Source organism: Escherichia sp. E2748, assembly GCF_005781125.1.
Taxonomy (GTDB): Bacteria; Pseudomonadota; Gammaproteobacteria; order Enterobacterales; family Enterobacteriaceae; genus Escherichia.
Map to the genome: position 1 here is coordinate 152615 of NZ_VATP01000005.1, position 17568 is coordinate 170182.

Here is a 17568-nt window from a genome sequence, read left to right on the forward strand (position 1 = left end):
TTAGGTATGTCCAGAATCAATAAATTCGTACTTACAGTCAGTCTGCTGATTTTTATTATGATTTCGGCAGTTGCCTGCGGGATCTACACTCAAATGGTGAAAGAACGGGTGTATGGCCTGAAACAGTCCGTTATTGATACTGCTTTTGCGGTGGCAAATATTGCTGAATATCGGCGTAGTGTGGCAATTGATCTCATCAATACGCTAAACCCTACGGAAGAACAATTGCTGGTTGGCTTACGCACAGCCTATGCCGATTCGGTTTCTCCTTCTTATTTGTATGATGTTGGACCTTATCTGATTTCCAGTGATGAGTGTATTCAGGTAAAGGAGTACGAGAATAACTATTGTACAAATATCATGCAGGTGGTTAAGTATTTGCATGTTAAGAATACGGGGTTTATCTCTTTTGACGGTAAAACCTTCGTCTATTATCTCTACCCGGTTAGCCATAATCGTAGTCTGATATTTTTGCTTGGGCTGGAGCGCTTTTCTTTACTGTCAAAATCACTGGCAATGGACAGCGATAACCTGATGTTCTCACTTTTTAAGAATGGCAAATCGGTTACTGGTGATGAATATAACGCCAAAAACGCCATCTTCACTGTTTCGGAAGCGATGGAGCACTTCTCCTATTTGCCGACAGGATTGTATGTGTTTGCCTATAAAAAAGACGTTTATTTTCAGGTATGTACGTTGATCATCTTCTTTGCCGCATTGGTGGCGGTTATATCAGGGGCCAGCTGCCTCTATCTGGTACGCAGAGTGATCAATCAGGGCATTGTTGAAAAAGAAGCCATTATTAATAACCATTTTGACCGTGTGCTGGACGGTGGGCTTTTCTTCTCGGCGGCGGATGTCAAAAAACTCTACAGTATGTATAACTCAGCGTTTCTTGACGACCTGACCAAAGCGATGGGCAGAAAATCCTTTGACGAAGACTTAAAAGCCTTGCCGGAAAAAGGCGGATATTTGTGCCTGTTTGACGTCGATAAATTCAAGAACATTAACGACACCTTCGGTCATTTGCTGGGCGATGAAGTGTTGATTAAGGTTGTGAAAATCCTTAAATCACAAATTCCGGTGGATAAAGGCAAAGTCTATCGTTTTGGCGGCGACGAATTTGCGGTGATTTATACAGGTGGAACGCTGGAAGAGTTGCTATCGATATTAAAAGAAATCGTTCATTTCCAGGTGGGAAGCATTAATTTAAGCACCAGTATCGGCGTAGCGCATTCAAATGAATGTACCACCGTTGAACGGCTGAAAATGCTGGCAGATGAGCGACTGTATAAGAGTAAGAAAAACGGCAGGGCGCAGATTAGCTGGCAATAATGTTTATTAGCAGGCCGGGAAAATAAATTTGCCCGGCCTGGCATTAATTAAACTCGACTACCCCACAAATCGTACTCATCGGCATGCTCGACTTTCACACGCAGGATGTCGCCCGGCTTAACCTTGGTTTCACCGTTGAGATAGACCGCGCCGTCGATTTCCGGCGCATCAGCCATACTGCGGCCAATCGCGCCTTCTTCATCCACTTCGTCGATGATCACCAGAATTTCACGGCCAACTTTCTCCTGCAGGCGCTCGGCGGAAATCTGTTGTTGCAGTTGCATGAAGCGATTCCAGCGTTCTTCTTTCACTTCTTCCGGGACCTGGTCCGGCAGAGCATTGGCATCTGCGCCTTCAACCGGGCTGTATTTAAAGCAGCCAACGCGATCCAGACGTGCTTCTTTCAGGAAGTCGAGCAGCATCTGGAAATCTTCTTCCGTCTCGCCAGGGAAGCCGACAATAAAGGTTGAACGCAGGGTCAGTTCCGGGCAGATTTCACGCCATTTTTTGATACGTGCCAGTTGGCGATCAACCGAACCTGGGCGCTTCATCAGTTTGAGAATGCGCGGGCTGGCATGCTGCAGCGGAATATCCAGATATGGCAGGATTTTGCCTTCAGCCATCAGCGGGATGACGTCGTCCACGTGCGGATAAGGGTAAACGTAGTGCAGACGTGTCCAGATCCCCAGTTTCGATAACTGTTCGCACAGGCTGACCATGCTGGTTTTTACCGGCTCGCCGTTGTGGAAGCCAGTACGGTGTTTTACATCAACGCCATAGGCGGAAGTATCCTGTGAGATCACCAGAATCTCTTTAACGCCCGCATCCACCAGACGTTTCGCTTCGCTTAATACTTCGCCAATCGGGCGGCTCACCAGATCGCCGCGCATTGAAGGAATAATGCAGAAGGTGCAGCGGTGGTTACAACCTTCGGAAATCTTCAGATAAGCGTAATGACGCGGGGTCAACTTAACACCCTGTTCCGGCACTAGGCTCAGGAACGGATTGTGTTTCGGTTTTGGCACGTAGTGATGAACGTGCTCCAGAACCTGCTCGTAGCTATGAGGCCCGGTGATTTCCAGCACTTTCGGGTGAACTTCGCGGATCTGATCTTCTTTTGCTCCCAGACAACCAGTCACAATCACCTTGCCGTTTTCATTCAACGCTTCGCCAATGGCTTCCAGAGATTCTTGCACCGCGCTGTCAATAAAGCCGCAGGTGTTGACGATCACCATATCTGCGTCGTCATAGCTCGGTACTACGTCATAACCTTCAGTACGCAGTTCGGTAAGAATGCGCTCTGAATCGACGAGGTTTTTCGGACAGCCGAGGGAAACAAAGCCGATTTTCGGCTGGGGAGTTACTTTGCTCATAGCTTAAAAAATATTCAGTTACAGGAAAGGTCAGGGCAGGGATTCTACAGAGTTCTGGATAAAATTTGTATCGTAATCTGGTCAACAGGCGAGGAAAACGCCCCAAATATCGGGGCGCAAATGATTGTCATGCTACTGGGTTTTCAGTTAGCGCTTCCGCAGGCTGGCTGCTGGATTTGTCCCGCAGCGTAAAGACCGAAATAAGTGTGAAGCAACCGGCAATCGCCCCCAGGATTAGATAGGTTTCAGCAAAGCCAATGGTGTCATACAGATAGCCGGCAATGGGTGAATAGATTGCCGTGGCGATGGATGCCACAAAAAGCACCAGCAGGTATACCGTCGAAGAGAGTTTATGATCAAAGTTAGCCGCGATAAATTTAAACACAGACACCAGGATCAGTGGTTTTTCGATGGCGTGCATCATTTTAACGGCCGCAATCCACACTGGCCCCAGTTGGATAGCAGAACCGGCAATGCGTAGCGACATAATGGTTCCGGCAATCACTAATGCCCATTTGGCGCCAGTGCGGTTAACAAACCACGGCATCAGACAGAGAAATAAGGTTTCTCCACAGACCTGGATAGAAGCCAGAATCCCGTACCAGCGATTGCCTTCTTCTGGCGTCGGGAATTGCAGCGAAAAATATTGTGCGAATTGTTGATCGTAGGTGTCATAAATTTGCGTTACGAACAGAGTGAACATCAATAAAAACCAGAACTGACTATTTTTCGCCAGTTCAAGCGCATGGATAGCTTTCAACGAATTGGTTTTTTCAATTTCCGCCTCGGTCAGTTCAATTTTGGTAAACATAAAGCAGATTGCGGCGATCACAATGGCACAGCTTGCCAGCCAGAAAGAGAGATTAGGGCTGGTATCAATGTATTTACCCACAATCCACGCGGCAGCGGCCCATCCCAGAGAGCCCCACATTCTTACGCGACCATATTCAAAATGATAACGGCGCGAAACTTTATCTATCCAGGAATCCAGAACGCCACAGCCAGAATTAAAAATGATCCCCAGGTAAACGCCACCCAAAACAGCGCCCAGCCAGAAGTTATGAACCAGAAGCGGGGCATACACATAAATAAAGAATGGGCCTACGGGAAGTAATAATGCGACGAGGAGCCAGATGAGTTGTTTCTTAAGACCAAATTTATCGGAGATGAAACCGAAGAACGGCTGCATTAATAACGCAATGAAAGCATTAACGGAATAAAGCAATCCTGTGCGTGTGGCGGTAATTTCCAGATGCTGTGTCGTCCATATGACAAAAAATGCCATCGTTGCCGACCAGGCGAAGAGGTACAGAAAATCGAAAATACTGAGCAAAATATAATTACGTTTACCGGGCAATAACATAGCCATATCCTCAATCACTGGCGTTGGGTCATTTACCGTTGGCACAGGCATTAGCTGTGCTTACTGGTTATTGTTTTGGTATGCATCTCCGGAAATGTCATACGTTAACAATTTCATTTTTACTCTGACCCTGACCGCGATGATTAGGCAATGTGTTAAATGAATGTTTGAGATTTACATCACAATTATTGCTGATAATAAAAAAGATTTAGCGAAACAGATCACTAAATCTTTTTATGAGAACGTATTACTTTTATGCCTTTCGTGTTAGCTCATCTGCCAGTGTGCGAAGGTGTTCAGCAATATTCATCAGATCAGTCTGTGGTGAGTGCAGGGGACCAGCAGAGTTACGCACGACCAGGCGACTGGGAAGGATGGTTGAAGAGCGGAGCATCGCGTGTTCATCGTCCGGCTGTAAAATTTGTTGAATGGCAATTTTCCCTTGTAAATCAAAGTCGATTGCGACCGTCGTTAGCGAAGGTTCAAAAAATGCACTCTCATAGGTGTCGTCATAGCCTATGACAGAAATATCTTGCGGGATTTTACGTTTTTGTTGATGTAAGGCGCTTAATGCCCCCAATGCCATCTGATCATTGGCGATCAGAAGAGCGGTTACCTGTGGTGTTTCACGTAGCATTTGTAACGTCGCCAGATAGCCGCTTTGAGCGTCCCAACTACCATAATGAATGGCCAGCGGCGTCAGTTGGAGTGAAGCGAGGGTGTCGCGCCAGGTATTGAGTCGTAGCCGCGCTGGTACTGAATTTTCAGGGCCAGAGATCAAGCAAAATTGACGATGCCCCAAATCGTAAAGATGTTTCACGCTGGCGCGTGCACCTTCTGCGGGATTAAAAGTGACGTTAAATACCGGGCTATAAGGGTCCACGTCGAGAAACAAACACAATACATCGCTGTTTTCAGCAACCAGTGTTTCAGCCAATGCCGTTTCCAGCGGTGCGTTGATAATAATCTTTGTTACCCGTTGTGCTTTTAATTCATTAATTGCAGCTTGAATACCTTTAATATCAACATCGTCAATCATGGATATCAGCACCTGATATCCCTGTTCTCCGGCATATTTTTTCACTGCTGCCGCAATTTGCGAGGGGGCATGCAGGGCAAGTGAAGTTGTAACCAGCCCGACCGTTTTGCTCTCTTTCCCTACCAACTGTTGAGCTACGCGATTTGGAACGTACTTAAGTTCGGCAATGGCTTGTTCAATTTTTTGACGTGTTTTAGCAGACACGTTCGCTGAATTGTTAAGCACCCGCGACACTGTCTGATAAGAAACATTGGCATGACGAGCAACATCGGCAAGGGTTGCAGCTTTGGTTTTCATATTCGCCCCGGCTAAAAGATTTGTCACAGTATACCGCAGTGAATGTCATACGTATCACGCTCACCTGTCTCAGTGCCGGTAAGCTGAACCGACGAACCTGTTTGAAGGGAAAAACGCGTACTTGATCACATTCCTGCCGGACATTCCTTGCATAACGAAGCAATAAATTACTAGATGACATTATTGTGAACGAATAACATTTTTTGTCTGTTTAAAACAATTCAGGAGTCAACATGGACAAGTACCCACCGATCATCCCCAGAGCCCCATGGTTACTTCATGGCGCTGATTACAATCCGGAGCAATGGTTACATGTCCCTGGGATTCTGGAAAAAGATATCGCTATGATGCAACAGGCTGGTTGTAACACCATGTCAGTGGGCATTTTTAGCTGGTCAATGCTGGAACCCACAGAGGGTGAGTATCGCTTTGACTGGCTGGATGAGGTGCTGGATAAACTTCATGCTGGTGGGATCTCTGTCTTCCTCGCAACACCAAGCGGAGCCAAACCCGCCTGGCTTGCTGCTCGTTATCCAGAGGTTCTGAGAGTTAGCGCCTCACGCGAGAAAATGCTTCACGGTGGTCGCCATAATCACTGTCTTTCTTCGCCAGTGTATAAAGATAAAGTGACGCAAATTAACCGTAAGCTGGCGCAGCGATACGCCAATCATCCGGCGGTTCTGGGATGGCATATCAGTAATGAGTATGGCGGAGAGTGTCATTGTAATGGATGCCAACAGGCGTTTCGCCGTTGGTTGCAGACGCGTTACACCACTCTTGAGGCGCTTAATCAGGCATGGTGGACTGGCTTCTGGAGTCATACATACAGTGACTGGTCACAAATTGAATCTCCTTCCCCAATAGGTGAAATGTCCAACCACGGTTTGAATCTTGATTGGCGGCGCTTTGTCACATCGCAGGTAAAAGAGTTCTATCAAATGGAAATCGCGCCGTTAAAAGCAGAACGCCCCGATTTACCTGCGACGACCAATTTTATGTGGTATTTCAATGACTACAACTACTGGGCATTAGCCGAAGTGGTTGATTTTGTGAGTTGGGATAGCTACCCCATGTGGCACAAACAGGAAGATGAACGCGCCGTAGCCTGTAAAACCGCGATGTATCACGACCTGATGCGTACCTTGAAAAATAAACCGTTTATTCTGATGGAATCCACGCCCAGCCAGACAAGCTGGCAGCCAACCAGCAAATTGAAAAAGCCGGGAATGAATATTCTTTCTTCCTTACAGGCCGTCGCTCACGGCGCAGACGGCGTGCACTATTTTCAGTGGCGTAAGAGTCGTGGTGCCGTGGAGAAGTTTCATGGTGCGGTGGTTGATCACGTCGGTCATCTGGAGACGCGTACCGGGCGTGAAGTCATACAACTGGGGCAACGGCTGGCTCATCTTAAACAACTGGTTGGGACGAAAACGCAGGCCAAAGTTGCCATTATTTTCGACTGGGAAAACCGCTGGGCGGTCAATGATGCTGCCGGGCCGCGCAATTGCGGGATCCACTACGAACAAACGGTAGTGGAGCATTACCGACCTTTCTGGGAGCAGGGCGTGGCGGTCGATATTATCAATGCTGATTGTGATCTTACGGGTTATCAGTTAGTTATCGCTCCAATGCTCTATATGGTTCGCGATGGATTTGCTGCGCGTGCTCGTGCCTATGTCGAAGCTGGTGGCAATTTTGTTATCACTTACTGGTCCGGGATTGTCAATGAAACCGATTTATGTCACCTGGGTGGGTTCCCTGGCCCGTTGCGTGACCTGATGGGCGTATGGGCTGAAGAGATTGATAGTCTTAATGATTATCAGCATAACGACGTTATCTGCGAGCCGAATGCGTATGGACTGCAGGGGCAATGGCAGGCACGGGAATTATGTGCGGTTATTCACGCCGAAGGTGCTCAGGTTCTGGCGCGCTATGGTGAGGATTTTTATGCGGGTACACCTGCGTTAACGGTAAATCACGTCGGACAAGGTCGTGCTTTCTATGTGGCTTCGCGTAATGATGCGTCATTTCATCAAGCGTTTGCCGCGATGTTGATCAACACACTTCATCTCCCAAAAGCACTTGCTACTGAACTTCCTGCTGGCGTTATTGCAACGCGTCGGACAGACGGCGATCAGGAATGGGTTTTTGTACAAAATTACACTGCTCATGTACAAAATGTTGTGCTTCCTGGAGCGTGGCGAGTGGCGGAAACGGGCAAGGCTTGTTCACAAGAATTAGAACTGGCGCCGTGGGGATGTGAGGTACTGGAAAGAGAAATAATGTAAATTCTTATTAATAAGATGTGAAGTATTGATCCTTGACAGCATTTTGCTCAAAAAATAGCCATACTATTTAATTGCAACAAGGTTGAAAAGAGGAGGATCGAAGTATGTTCGTTGACAGACAGCGAAGCGACCTGCTGAACCGGTTGAAAGACGCACAAGTTGACCTCGCTGCATACGTGCATCTGAGGAAGGCCAAAGGATACATGTCCGTCAGCGAAAGCAATCATCTACGAGATAACTTTTTTAAACTGCATCGCGAATTGCACGATAAATCGCTGCGGTTGAATCTTCATCTGGATCAGGAAGAGTGGGGTGCTCTTCATCACGCTGAAGAAGCATTAGCAACAGCCGCAGTATGTTTGATGAGCGGGCATCATGATTGCCCGACTGTTATTACCGTCAACGCCGATAAGCTTGAAAATTGTCTGATGAGCTTAACGCTGAGTATCCAGAGCCTTGAAAAGCACACCATGCTTGAGAAGGCCTGAAAACTAAGGGGGAGAATGCATCTCCCCCTTCATGTTTAAGTTTATGTAAAAATGCATTTGTTGCGCTTTTGACTGACTACGCTTTAAGCCAGAGTCAATCCGGAGGCGTTATGCATCGACAATCCCTTTTCCTTGTGACCCTTTTCTGTGTTTCTTCCGCTCTCTGGGCGGCGCCTGCAACGGTAAATGTCGAGGTATTGCAAGACAAACTCGACCATCCCTGGGCGCTGGCCTTTTTACCCGATAATCACGGTATGTTAATCACGCTGCGTGGTGGCGAGTTACGCCACTGGCAAGAAGGAAAAGGATTATCTGCGCCGCTGGCTGGTGTGCCGGAAGTCTGGGCGCACGGGCAGGGAGGCTTGTTGGATGTAGCTTTAGCGCCTGATTTTGCCCAGTCTCGCCGCATCTGGTTAAGTTATTCGGAACAGGGAGATGATGACAAAGCCGGTACTGCCGTAGGTTATGGCCGTTTGAGCGATGATCTGACAAAAATAACGGATTTCCGCACCGTTTTTCGTCAGATGCCTAAGCTTTCTACCGGTAACCATTTTGGTGGACGGTTGGTGTTTGACGGCAAAGGTTATTTGTTTATTGGTCTGGGGGAAAACAATCAGCGCCCGACGGCGCAGGATCTGGATAAATTACAGGGCAAACTGGTGCGTCTGACCGACCAGGGCGAGATTCCGGATGATAATCCTTTTGTAAAGGAATCCGGCATGCGCGCTGAGATCTGGTCTTACGGCATTCGTAATCCGCAAGGGATGGCGATGAATCCGTGGAGCAATGCGCTGTGGCTGAATGAGCATGGTCCGCGCGGTGGTGATGAAATTAATATCCCGAAAAAAGGCAAAAATTACGGCTGGCCGCTGGCATCCTGGGGCATCAATTACTCGGGACTTAAAATACCGGAAGCGAAAGGGGGAATCGTTGCCGGTACCGAACAACCGATTTTCTACTGGAAAGATTCGCCCGCCGTGAGCGGTATGGCCTTCTATAACAGCGACAAATTCCCCCAGTGGCAGCAAAAATTATTTATTGGCGCGTTAAAAGACAAAGATGTCATCGTGATGAGCGTCAACGGCGACAAAGTGACAGAAGATGGCCGCATATTAACGGACAGAGGGCAGCGAATTCGTGATGTTCGCACTGGGCCCGACGGTTATTTGTACGTATTGACCGACGAGTCCAATGGCGAATTACTGAAAGTAAGTCCACGTAATAATTAGCTAACGGGGATCATCACCACTTTACGCACTGCGGGGCGTTCAGTGAGCTGTTGATACCAGCGTTCCAGATTTGGGCGCGGTGTCCAGGTCAGACCGACGTTAAACAAATTGTAGATAAACGGTGCAATAGCGATATCACCCACGCCAAATTTATCACCAGAGAACCATTTCACTTTTGCCAGTTCCGCATCAAGAAGGGCAAACAGAGCGTCGCATTCCTTGCAACTGGCATCAATGGCGGCCTGGTCGCGCTCTTCAGGCGGTGTTCTGACCAATCCCATCAGGATCCCGCGATGGGCATTACTGAGCGTCTGGTTTGCCCAGTCCATCCATTTTTCCGCTTCTGCACGACGTGCTGGCGAGTCGATCCACAAGCGGTTTTGCCCGTACAGTGCTGCCAGGTAGCGGACAATGGCGTTCGATTCCCAGAGAATTAAATCACTTTCGTCGTCGCGCAACAGCGGCACCAGCCCGTTGGGATTCATCGCCAGAAAATCGGCGTCATGGTTTACTCCAAACTCACGGCCCGCGAGAATTTGCTCATAAGGCAGATCCAGTTCTTCGAGCGTCAGCAACACTTTTTTTACGTTGGTTGAATTATTCCGACCCCACAGCGTAATCATACTCACCCCTTTTTACACAGGCAGCCACCGGCTGAACAGGACTCTGATGGTGGAGTAAAGTTAACTTTTAAGCAACAGTTGGCAAAAAAATGACGCCAGAAGCAGCGGAGCGGCAGGATATTGCATAAACTTTAAAAACTTTACCAACTTACGGTTTCTTTAAGTTTGTGTGTGCGTTATTAATCACCGAACTTATCATACGGCGATATAACGTATTTTTTTTGAATGGATACTCGGGTGGCATTTATGACGCAATACTCCTCTCTCCTTCGTGGTCTTGCAGCGGGTTCTGCATTTTTATTTCTTTTTGCCCCAACGGCATTCGCGGCGGAACAGACCGTTGACGCGCCGAGCGTGGATGCGCGTGCATGGATTTTAATGGATTACGCCAGCGGAAAAGTGCTGGCTGAAGGTAATGCGGATGAGAAACTGGACCCAGCCAGTCTGACCAAAATCATGACCAGCTATGTGGTTGGGCAGGCGCTCAAGGCCGATAAGATTAAACTCACCGATATGGTGACGGTCGGTAAAGATGCCTGGGCGACGGGGAATCCGGCGCTGCGCGGTTCGTCGGTGATGTTCCTCAAACCGGGCGATCAGGTTTCAGTGGCCGATTTAAACAAAGGCGTGATTATTCAGTCCGGTAATGACGCCTGTATTGCGCTGGCAGATTACGTCGCGGGCAGTCAGGAGTCATTTATTGGCTTGATGAATGGTTATGCTAAAAAATTGGGCCTGACCAACACCACCTTCCAGACGGTGCACGGCCTTGACGCTCCGGGGCAGTTCAGTACCGCACGCGATATGGCCTTGCTGGGCAAAGCGTTAATCCACGATGTACCGGAAGAGTACGCCATTCATAAAGAGAAGGAATTTACCTTCAACAAGATTCGCCAGCCAAACCGTAACCGTCTGCTGTGGAGTAGTAATGTCAATGTCGATGGTATGAAGACCGGTACTACGGCAGGAGCCGGCTACAACCTGGTGGCCTCCGCGACCCAGGGCGACATGCGCTTGATCTCTGTGGTACTGGGAGCGAAAACCGATCGTATCCGTTTTAATGAGTCCGAAAAGTTGCTCACCTGGGGCTTCCGTTTCTTTGAAACCGTGACACCAATTAAACCTGATGCCACCTTTGTGACCCAGCGAGTCTGGTTTGGCGATAAGAGTGAAGTGAATCTCGGTGCTGGCGAAGGCGGATCGGTGACTATTCCGCGTGGACAACTGAAAAACCTGAAAGCCAGTTATACATTAACCGAACCGCAGCTCACCGCACCGCTGAAAAAAGGCCAGGTCGTCGGAACCATTGATTTCCAGCTTAACGGTAAATCTATTGAACAGCGTCCGCTGATCGTAATGGAGAATGTGGAAGAGGGGGGATTCTTTGGTCGGATGTGGGATTTCGTGATGATGAAATTCCATCAGTGGTTTGGTAGCTGGTTCTCTTAATCTTTAGATGACCGGATGGCGCGTTGACGTCATCCGGCGATGCTTAATTAATACATTAACTTAATACGCTGCGTTTGCGCGTACTTCACATACTCATCTTCTGGACAACGATCGCTTACTACGATATCAAAGCGTTTCAGGTTGCCCATGCGTGCCGGACGTATCTTACCAAACTTACTGTGGTCGACAACCAGCACATGCTTTTGCGCCATCGACATAGCCCAGTGTTTTACCGGCAACTCTTCAAGATTAAAACAGGTTGCGCCTTTTTTGATATGTACACCCGCAGCGGAATAAAAAGCGATATCCGGACAAAAATTATTCAGCGTTTGTTGAAAATCGATAGGTTTGAAGATGGCGTTGCTGGCGTGAAATTCTCCACCACTAAGAAACGCCCGGCAATGTGGTTTCTCTTGCAGCGCCAGAAAGGTATTCAGTGAATAACAAACGGCGGTGAAAGGGATTTCATTATCAATCGCTTCAATAATCCAGGGCGTAGTGGTGCCGCAGTCAAAAAAGAGGGTCTGACCGGGTTCTACCAACGTCGCGGCCAGTTTCGCAGCGCGGCGTTTTTCTTCTACCAGACGGGATTTTTGGTCGCTTAGCAGGTAATGGCTGGCGCTGCGTGGTTCGAGAACGATATAGCCGCCGAGTAATACGACGGGGGCGCTGTTGTTATTCAGGTCGCGACGAATCGTCATCTCTGAAACCCCAAGTAGGGCGGCGGCGTCCTTCAGATGTAACTTATCGCTGCGTTTTAATTCCTGGAGTAATTGCCCGATGCGCTCTTCGCGACGTGTTTCCATATTCCCTCTGAATAGTTATTGAAGCGAGCCGCCTGATATTACACGTTTTATCCGAAATCAGCCACGTACCCAGCCTTTACGGATCGGTAAGGCGAAACAGAAGCGATACCACGATTGCAGCCGCTGGTAGAGCATCGCCCCCGCAGCTTGCCAGATAATCTGCGCGCTAAGGCAACCAATCATTCCCGCCAACAACCCACCAAGCATATCCAGTGGCCAGTGGACGCCAAGGTAGACCCGCGACCAGGCAATAATTACGGCCAGCACCATGAGAAGCGATCCGGACCACAAACGATGCCAGATTAAAAATGCCAGAGCGAAGGTGAAGATCACCGTACCGTGATCGCTTGGGAAAGAGTCATCCGCCGCATGGTGCAGGAAGTTATAGCCGATATTCTCGACAAACGGGCGGTCATGTGGAAATAAATGACCCATCCCCCAGGAAACAAACAGACTTACAGCCAGTGCGATCGCTATTTTTATCACTATCTGCCGTTGCGCCGTACGTCCCCACAGCCAAAGTACCCCGGCCAGTAGCGGCACCACGGTAATCAAATCTTTGGCAATAAAAATCGCCAACGAGATCATCCACGGAGAAGAATCTGGCGTGGCATTAATTAGAGAGAATAATGAGTAATTGAGATTTTCCAGCATAACTTCCAGACTCATAAGGTGTTTAATGGGGAGCCGTCAGGCAAGGCGGTGAGAATAAGGTGCATGTTAAACAGGGTAAAGCGGCATCGTCTTATTTCTCATAAGCGGCCCGTATTATGTGAAGTAATGGTAACGCGCGGTAGTTAAATAAAGCTTAAAAAAAGAGAGTCTAATCGCCGATTAATGTAAGAATGTGCTTAAGGCGCAAAAATTGCTTTCTCGTTAGCCGCGCTTTTATTAAACTTTGCGCGATTATTCTTGGCGAAGAAATTGCATGCAAAATAGATTAGCTAATGGTGCCAGACTTGGACGTCAGGCATTACTTTTCCCTCTCTGTCTGGTGCTCTACGAATTCTCAACCTATATCGGTAACGATATGATTCAGCCCGGTATGTTGGCCGTGGTGGAACAGTACCAGGCGGGCATTGATTGGGTTCCTACCTCGATGACCGCGTACCTTGCGGGTGGGATGTTTTTACAGTGGCTGCTGGGGCCATTGTCGGATCGTATTGGTCGCCGTCCGGTGATGCTGGCGGGCGTAGTGTGGTTTATCATCACTTGTCTGGCGATATTACTGGCGCAAAACATTGAACAATTCACGCTGTTGCGCTTCTTGCAGGGCATAAGCCTCTGTTTCATTGGCGCTGTGGGTTACGCCGCAATTCAGGAATCCTTCGAAGAGGCGGTTTGTATCAAGATCACCGCGCTGATGGCGAACGTGGCGCTGATTGCTCCGCTACTCGGCCCGTTGGTGGGAGCGGCGTGGATCCATGTGCTGCCCTGGGAAGGGATGTTTGTATTATTTGCCGCATTGGCAACGATCTCCTTCTTCGGTCTGCAACGTGCCATGCCAGAAACCGCCACGCGTATAGGTGAGAAACTGTCGCTGAAAGAGCTCGGGCGTGACTACAAGCTGGTGCTGAAGAATGGTCGCTTTGTTGCGGGGGCGCTGGCACTGGGGTTTGTTAGTCTGCCGTTGCTGGCGTGGATTGCCCAGTCGCCGATTATTATCATAACCGGCGAGCAGTTGAGCAGCTATGAATATGGTTTGCTGCAAGTTCCCATTTTCGGCGCATTAATTGCGGGGAACCTACTGCTGGCGCGACTGACCTCGCGTCGCACCGTACGTTCGCTGATCATTATGGGCGGTTGGCCGATTATGATTGGTCTGTTGGTCGCCGCTGCGGCAACGGTCATCTCATCGCACGCGTATTTGTGGATGACCGCTGGGTTAAGTATTTATGCTTTTGGTATTGGTCTGGCGAATGCGGGACTGGTGCGTCTGACGTTGTTTGCCAGCGATATGAGTAAAGGTACGGTTTCTGCGGCGATGGGGATGTTGCAAATGCTGATTTTCACTGTCGGTATTGAGATCAGTAAACACGCGTATCTGAACGGCGGCAATGGTCTGTTTAATCTCTTCAACCTTGCCAACGGAATTTTGTGGCTGCTGCTGATGTTTATCTTTTTAAAAGATAAACAGGTAGGAAATTCGCACGAAGGGTAAAAAAATGCCTGATTGCACAATGCAATCAGGCATTTTCGTATTAATGGTGATGGTCATCGATCTGATGTTCGATAACCATTCCTTCGCCAACGCTGGCAAGGTGACGAACATACGGATGTGGACGGTAAGCCGGAGCAGGAGCCACATAGACGGTTTGCGGCACAGTAGCGACACTGACGGCTTGTGGAACGCTGACAGAATCAGGGACCACTACCACTTTGTATCCACTTGGCACATCGACGGTAACGCTTTGCGCCATCGTTGCACCGGTAAAGCTCATGAGAAACGCGCCCAGCAAAACATAATTCTTCATAATCATTTCGCCTGAAATAATCCGGTGAGTTAATTTCTGCGAATTATGCAGCCTTCATTCAGGCGTTGTGTTGCCGGGCGTGCTGCCGTTTTATTGATTAAATGGCGCTTCGTGTTTAAGAACTTTATCAATCACGTCCAGTACGCCTTCACGATTATTGGAACCTGCACGATATTTCGCCGCTGCAACAACCGCGCTGCCGGCATTTTCCATTGCGAAGCTGTATCCTGCCTGACGCAGCATCTCAATATCATTACCGCCATCGCCAAAGACCACGACTTCGCTGTCGTCTATTCCCCATAATTTCTGGAGTTGACGCAGGCCATTGGCTTTATGCACGCCGGGGATGATTAAATCGATGCTGCCGTTGCCGGTATGCACTGGCACCATAATATCGCCGATGGCTTCATGTAATGCTTTCTGCACTTGTGGAATCAGTTCATCGGAAAGATTCAGGCCAAACTTGAAGAAGATATCTTCTAAGTTGTCAAAGTTATCGACGTATTCCAGACGGTGATAATACATTTCCGCCACGGTTTTCATGGCATCGTCATATTTTTTGAGGGTATAGGCGCTATTTTTGCCGCAGGCAATAATCTCCACTTCCGGGCGCGTCAGCAAATGCGCCACGACAGTGGCAAAAGCATCTTTCGATAGCTCACCATTAAAAACATCTTTGCCTTCGCTCACTACCCAGCCACCATTTTCCGCCACAAAAGCAATTTCATCGGCAATTTCGGGGAAGAATGAGATCAACTGATAATATTGATTCCCGCTGGCAACCACAAAGCGAATACCTTGTGCTTTCATCTGCTGATATTGGGCCATAAACCGCTCGCGGTTATAGGTTTTTTGATCGCTTAAGAAAGTACCGTCCATGTCTACCGCAATTAATTTAATGCCCATCAACTATTCTCCATCGCAGTCTGCGTTTTTGTATTGGGTTTGGCGACGGCTTTTGCGACGATAGCCGCGAGAATAACCAGCGCCAGTACAACCAGCATTGCACTACGTAATCCATAATGTTCGCCGAGATAGCCCAGCAGTGGCGGCCCGACGAGGAAAGCCAGATAACCGGTCGTGGCCACTACGCTGACACGGGTTGGTGCATCGGGGCCGGTATCACTGGCGGCTGAAATGGTCAGCGGGAAGCCCAGCGAGGCACCCAGTCCCCAAAGAACGACAGATACCCCGGCGACCCAGGCGCTATCAACAAAAATAATTAGCCCGATACCCAACGCACCCATTAGTGCACTGGCACGTACCACGGCAACGCGGCTGTAGCGATCAATAAACCAGCCGCCGGTAAAACGTCCAACGGTCATCCCCAATGTGAAACCTGCGTATATCAATGAGCCGGATGTTGGGCCAAATCCGTGGCCATCAACCATTAATAAGGGTAACCAGTCGTTGGCAGAACCTTCTGCAAAAGCCATTGCCAGCACCACGACACCAATTAATAGCAACTGAATATCGCGATAAAAAGGAACCCCTTTTTCACTATGCTGCGTGCCATCGGCAGCATTTTTTCCCGTACCGTCAGGGATTGCCTGAATAGCGATATAAATAGGCGCGATGCCCACCAGCGCCGCCAGCAAAATGTGAACAGTTGCCGGAACTCCAAAGGCCGTCAGCGCCATCCCTACACCAGCCCCCGCCAGCGTACCGAGACTGTAGAAGCCATGCATCATCGGCAAAACCGTTTTATTCATTTCTCGCTCAACGGCAGCACCTTCAACGTTTATCGCCACTTCTGCGGAACCAAAACTGGCGCCAAAAACGCCAAGACCAACGGCAAAGAGCACAGGAGATGTCAGCCAGAGCGCCAGACTTAATATCATCATCCCGATCAATGCGCAGGACATCGTGACCAGGATGACATTACGCGTCCCAAAGCGTTTTACTAACCACGCCGAGCAGAGAATGCCGCTCATCGAACCGATTGACAGACCAAAGAGCACTCCGCCCATTTCGGCGATAGAGACAGAAAGAATGTCGCGGATAGCGGGCGTTCTGGTTGCCCAGGAAGCCATTAGAAGGCCCGGCAAAAAGAAGAACATGAACAGCGCCCAAGTACGGCGTTTCAAGGCATTACGTGAAGAATTTACTGTCATAGATCACGTCAAAAAAAGAAGAGAGAAGACAACCTTAGCAAGGTTGTGTACATTTGTACACAATTGCAGAGAGAGGAAATGACATGCGTCGCGCTAACGATCCACAACGGCGAGAAAAAATCATCCAGGCCACTCTCGAGGCGGTGAAACTTTACGGAATACATGCCGTGACGCACCGTAAAATAGCTACCCTTGCCGGGGTACCGTTAGGGTCGATGACCTACTATTTTTCAGGAATTGATGAGCTATTACTGGAGGCGTTCAGTAGCTTTACGCAGACTATGTCACGGCAATATCAGGCATTTTTTCTCGATGTCAGCGATGCCCCCAGTGCCTGCCTGGCCATCACTGAAATGATCTACAGCTCGCAGGTTGCAACGCCGGACAACATGGAACTGATGTATCAACTCTACGCGCTGGCCAGTCGAAAACCGTTATTAAAAACAGTGATGCAAAACTGGATGCAGCGCAGTCAGCAAACACTCGAACAATGGTTTGAACCTGGAACGGCCAGGGCTCTGGATGCTTTTATTGAAGGGATGACGCTGCATTTTGTCACTGACCGTAAGCCGCTATCGCGCGAGGAGATTTTACGGATGGTGGCACGAGTGGCGGGGCAGGAGATAAATTTCAGACAACAAAAAACCCATCAACCTTGAACCAAAATGGCGGGGTTGATGGGCTCCACAA

16 protein-coding genes are annotated in these 17568 nt (G+C 48.8%); 7 read left to right on the forward strand and 9 right to left on the reverse strand.

Features of this window, described 5'->3' with window-relative positions; genetic code table 11:
- Window positions 1-6 precede the first annotated feature (6 nt).
- Entirely contained in the window at window positions 7-1335 is a 1329-nt protein-coding gene (locus tag FEK42_RS08530) for a GGDEF domain-containing protein (protein ID WP_130205173.1), read from the forward strand.
- 47 nt (window positions 1336-1382) lie between these two features.
- On the opposite strand, the gene rimO is transcribed toward FEK42_RS08530, so the two are convergent.
- From rimO to FEK42_RS08545, 3 genes are all read right to left on the reverse strand, one after another.
- Window positions 1383-2708, reverse strand: a complete 1326-nt coding sequence (gene rimO / locus FEK42_RS08535; RefSeq protein ID WP_130205175.1) for a 30S ribosomal protein S12 methylthiotransferase RimO — start codon at window positions 2706-2708, stop codon at window positions 1383-1385.
- 127 nt (window positions 2709-2835) lie between these two features.
- A complete protein-coding gene (locus FEK42_RS08540; protein WP_135492105.1) occupies window positions 2836-4071 on the reverse strand; it encodes an oligosaccharide MFS transporter in 1236 nt (411 codons plus the stop codon).
- Window positions 4072-4324: 253 nt separating this feature from the next.
- Entirely contained in the window at window positions 4325-5407 is a 1083-nt protein-coding gene (locus FEK42_RS08545; protein ID WP_135492071.1) for a LacI family DNA-binding transcriptional regulator, read from the reverse strand.
- 233 nt (window positions 5408-5640) lie between these two features.
- Here FEK42_RS08545 and FEK42_RS08550 point away from each other — a divergent pair, with 233 nt between their 5' ends.
- The 3 genes from FEK42_RS08550 to yliI all read left to right on the forward strand — a co-directional run bounded on the left by FEK42_RS08550 (window position 5641) and on the right by yliI (window position 9412).
- On the forward strand, window positions 5641-7695 hold the full coding sequence (locus FEK42_RS08550; RefSeq protein WP_135492072.1) for a beta-galactosidase: 2055 nt from the start codon (window positions 5641-5643) through the stop codon (window positions 7693-7695).
- A gap of 104 nt (window positions 7696-7799) precedes the next feature.
- On the forward strand, window positions 7800-8183 hold the full coding sequence (gene bssR / locus FEK42_RS08555) for a biofilm formation regulator BssR (RefSeq protein WP_135492073.1): 384 nt from the start codon (window positions 7800-7802) through the stop codon (window positions 8181-8183).
- A gap of 110 nt (window positions 8184-8293) precedes the next feature.
- A complete protein-coding gene (yliI, locus tag FEK42_RS08560) occupies window positions 8294-9412 on the forward strand; it encodes an aldose sugar dehydrogenase YliI (protein WP_135492075.1) in 1119 nt (372 codons plus the stop codon).
- Here the strand turns inward: yliI and gstB are convergent.
- Window positions 9409-10035 (reverse strand): glutathione S-transferase GstB, encoded by a 627-nt coding sequence (gene gstB, locus FEK42_RS08565; RefSeq protein ID WP_135492077.1) that lies wholly within the window; start codon window positions 10033-10035, stop codon window positions 9409-9411. The two genes, yliI and gstB, sit on opposite strands and share 4 nt — an antisense overlap.
- A 246-nt stretch (window positions 10036-10281) precedes the next feature.
- On the opposite strand from gstB, the gene dacC reads away from it, so the two are divergent.
- The gene (gene dacC / locus FEK42_RS08570; RefSeq protein ID WP_130214756.1) at window positions 10282-11484 is read left to right on the forward strand and encodes a serine-type D-Ala-D-Ala carboxypeptidase; all 1203 of its coding nucleotides are present in this window, start codon (window positions 10282-10284) and stop codon (window positions 11482-11484) included.
- Window positions 11485-11531: 47 nt separating this feature from the next.
- On the opposite strand, the gene deoR is transcribed toward dacC, so the two are convergent.
- Both deoR and ybjG read right to left on the reverse strand, forming a co-directional pair.
- Window positions 11532-12290 (reverse strand): DNA-binding transcriptional repressor DeoR, encoded by a 759-nt coding sequence (gene deoR / locus FEK42_RS08575; RefSeq protein ID WP_138211797.1) that lies wholly within the window; start codon window positions 12288-12290, stop codon window positions 11532-11534.
- A 57-nt stretch (window positions 12291-12347) separates the two neighbouring features.
- Window positions 12348-12944 carry an undecaprenyl-diphosphate phosphatase gene (ybjG, locus tag FEK42_RS08580; RefSeq protein ID WP_130215049.1) on the reverse strand — a complete coding sequence of 199 codons (597 nt, stop codon included), beginning with the start codon at window positions 12942-12944 and terminating at the stop codon, window positions 12348-12350.
- A gap of 274 nt (window positions 12945-13218) precedes the next feature.
- Between ybjG and mdfA the strand changes: the two genes are divergently transcribed.
- Window positions 13219-14451 carry a multidrug efflux MFS transporter MdfA gene (mdfA, locus tag FEK42_RS08585; protein ID WP_130205191.1) on the forward strand — a complete coding sequence of 411 codons (1233 nt, stop codon included), beginning with the start codon at window positions 13219-13221 and terminating at the stop codon, window positions 14449-14451.
- A gap of 40 nt (window positions 14452-14491) precedes the next feature.
- Here the strand turns inward: mdfA and ybjH are convergent, their stop codons facing one another.
- From ybjH to FEK42_RS08600, 3 genes are all read right to left on the reverse strand, one after another.
- Window positions 14492-14770, reverse strand: coding sequence for a protein YbjH (ybjH, locus tag FEK42_RS08590; RefSeq protein ID WP_135492078.1), 279 nt, complete (start codon window positions 14768-14770; stop codon window positions 14492-14494).
- 84 nt (window positions 14771-14854) lie between these two features.
- The gene (gene ybjI, locus FEK42_RS08595) at window positions 14855-15670 is read right to left on the reverse strand and encodes a 5-amino-6-(5-phospho-D-ribitylamino)uracil phosphatase (RefSeq protein WP_130205195.1); all 816 of its coding nucleotides are present in this window, start codon (window positions 15668-15670) and stop codon (window positions 14855-14857) included.
- Window positions 15670-16878 (reverse strand): MFS transporter, encoded by a 1209-nt coding sequence (locus tag FEK42_RS08600; RefSeq protein ID WP_135492080.1) that lies wholly within the window; start codon window positions 16876-16878, stop codon window positions 15670-15672. The genes ybjI and FEK42_RS08600 overlap by 1 nt, the downstream gene beginning before the upstream one ends.
- A gap of 83 nt (window positions 16879-16961) precedes the next feature.
- On the opposite strand from FEK42_RS08600, the gene rcdA reads away from it, so the two are divergent.
- Window positions 16962-17537, forward strand: a complete 576-nt coding sequence (gene rcdA / locus FEK42_RS08605) for a DNA-binding transcriptional regulator RcdA (RefSeq protein ID WP_135492082.1) — start codon at window positions 16962-16964, stop codon at window positions 17535-17537.
- Window positions 17538-17568: the final 31 nt, after the last annotated feature.

Bases quoted from the DNA above. Each gene is read 5' to 3' on its own strand.
- FEK42_RS08530 (WP_130205173.1), top strand. From the start codon at position 7: ATGTCCAGAATCAATAAATTCGTACTTACAGTCAGTCTGCTGATTTTT.
- rimO (WP_130205175.1), bottom strand. From the start codon at position 2,708: ATGAGCAAAGTAACTCCCCAGCCGAAAATCGGCTTTGTTTCCCTCGGC.
- FEK42_RS08540 (WP_135492105.1), bottom strand. From the start codon at position 4,071: ATGTTATTGCCCGGTAAACGTAATTATATTTTGCTCAGTATTTTCGAT.
- FEK42_RS08545 (WP_135492071.1), bottom strand. From the start codon at position 5,407: ATGAAAACCAAAGCTGCAACCCTTGCCGATGTTGCTCGTCATGCCAAT.
- FEK42_RS08550 (WP_135492072.1), top strand. From the start codon at position 5,641: ATGGACAAGTACCCACCGATCATCCCCAGAGCCCCATGGTTACTTCAT.
- bssR (WP_135492073.1), top strand. From the start codon at position 7,800: ATGTTCGTTGACAGACAGCGAAGCGACCTGCTGAACCGGTTGAAAGAC.
- yliI (WP_135492075.1), top strand. From the start codon at position 8,294: ATGCATCGACAATCCCTTTTCCTTGTGACCCTTTTCTGTGTTTCTTCC.
- gstB (WP_135492077.1), bottom strand. From the start codon at position 10,035: ATGATTACGCTGTGGGGTCGGAATAATTCAACCAACGTAAAAAAAGTG.
- dacC (WP_130214756.1), top strand. From the start codon at position 10,282: ATGACGCAATACTCCTCTCTCCTTCGTGGTCTTGCAGCGGGTTCTGCA.
- deoR (WP_138211797.1), bottom strand. From the start codon at position 12,290: ATGGAAACACGTCGCGAAGAGCGCATCGGGCAATTACTCCAGGAATTA.
- ybjG (WP_130215049.1), bottom strand. From the start codon at position 12,944: ATGCTGGAAAATCTCAATTACTCATTATTCTCTCTAATTAATGCCACG.
- mdfA (WP_130205191.1), top strand. From the start codon at position 13,219: ATGCAAAATAGATTAGCTAATGGTGCCAGACTTGGACGTCAGGCATTA.
- ybjH (WP_135492078.1), bottom strand. From the start codon at position 14,770: ATGATTATGAAGAATTATGTTTTGCTGGGCGCGTTTCTCATGAGCTTT.
- ybjI (WP_130205195.1), bottom strand. From the start codon at position 15,670: ATGGGCATTAAATTAATTGCGGTAGACATGGACGGTACTTTCTTAAGC.
- FEK42_RS08600 (WP_135492080.1), bottom strand. From the start codon at position 16,878: ATGACAGTAAATTCTTCACGTAATGCCTTGAAACGCCGTACTTGGGCG.
- rcdA (WP_135492082.1), top strand. From the start codon at position 16,962: ATGCGTCGCGCTAACGATCCACAACGGCGAGAAAAAATCATCCAGGCC.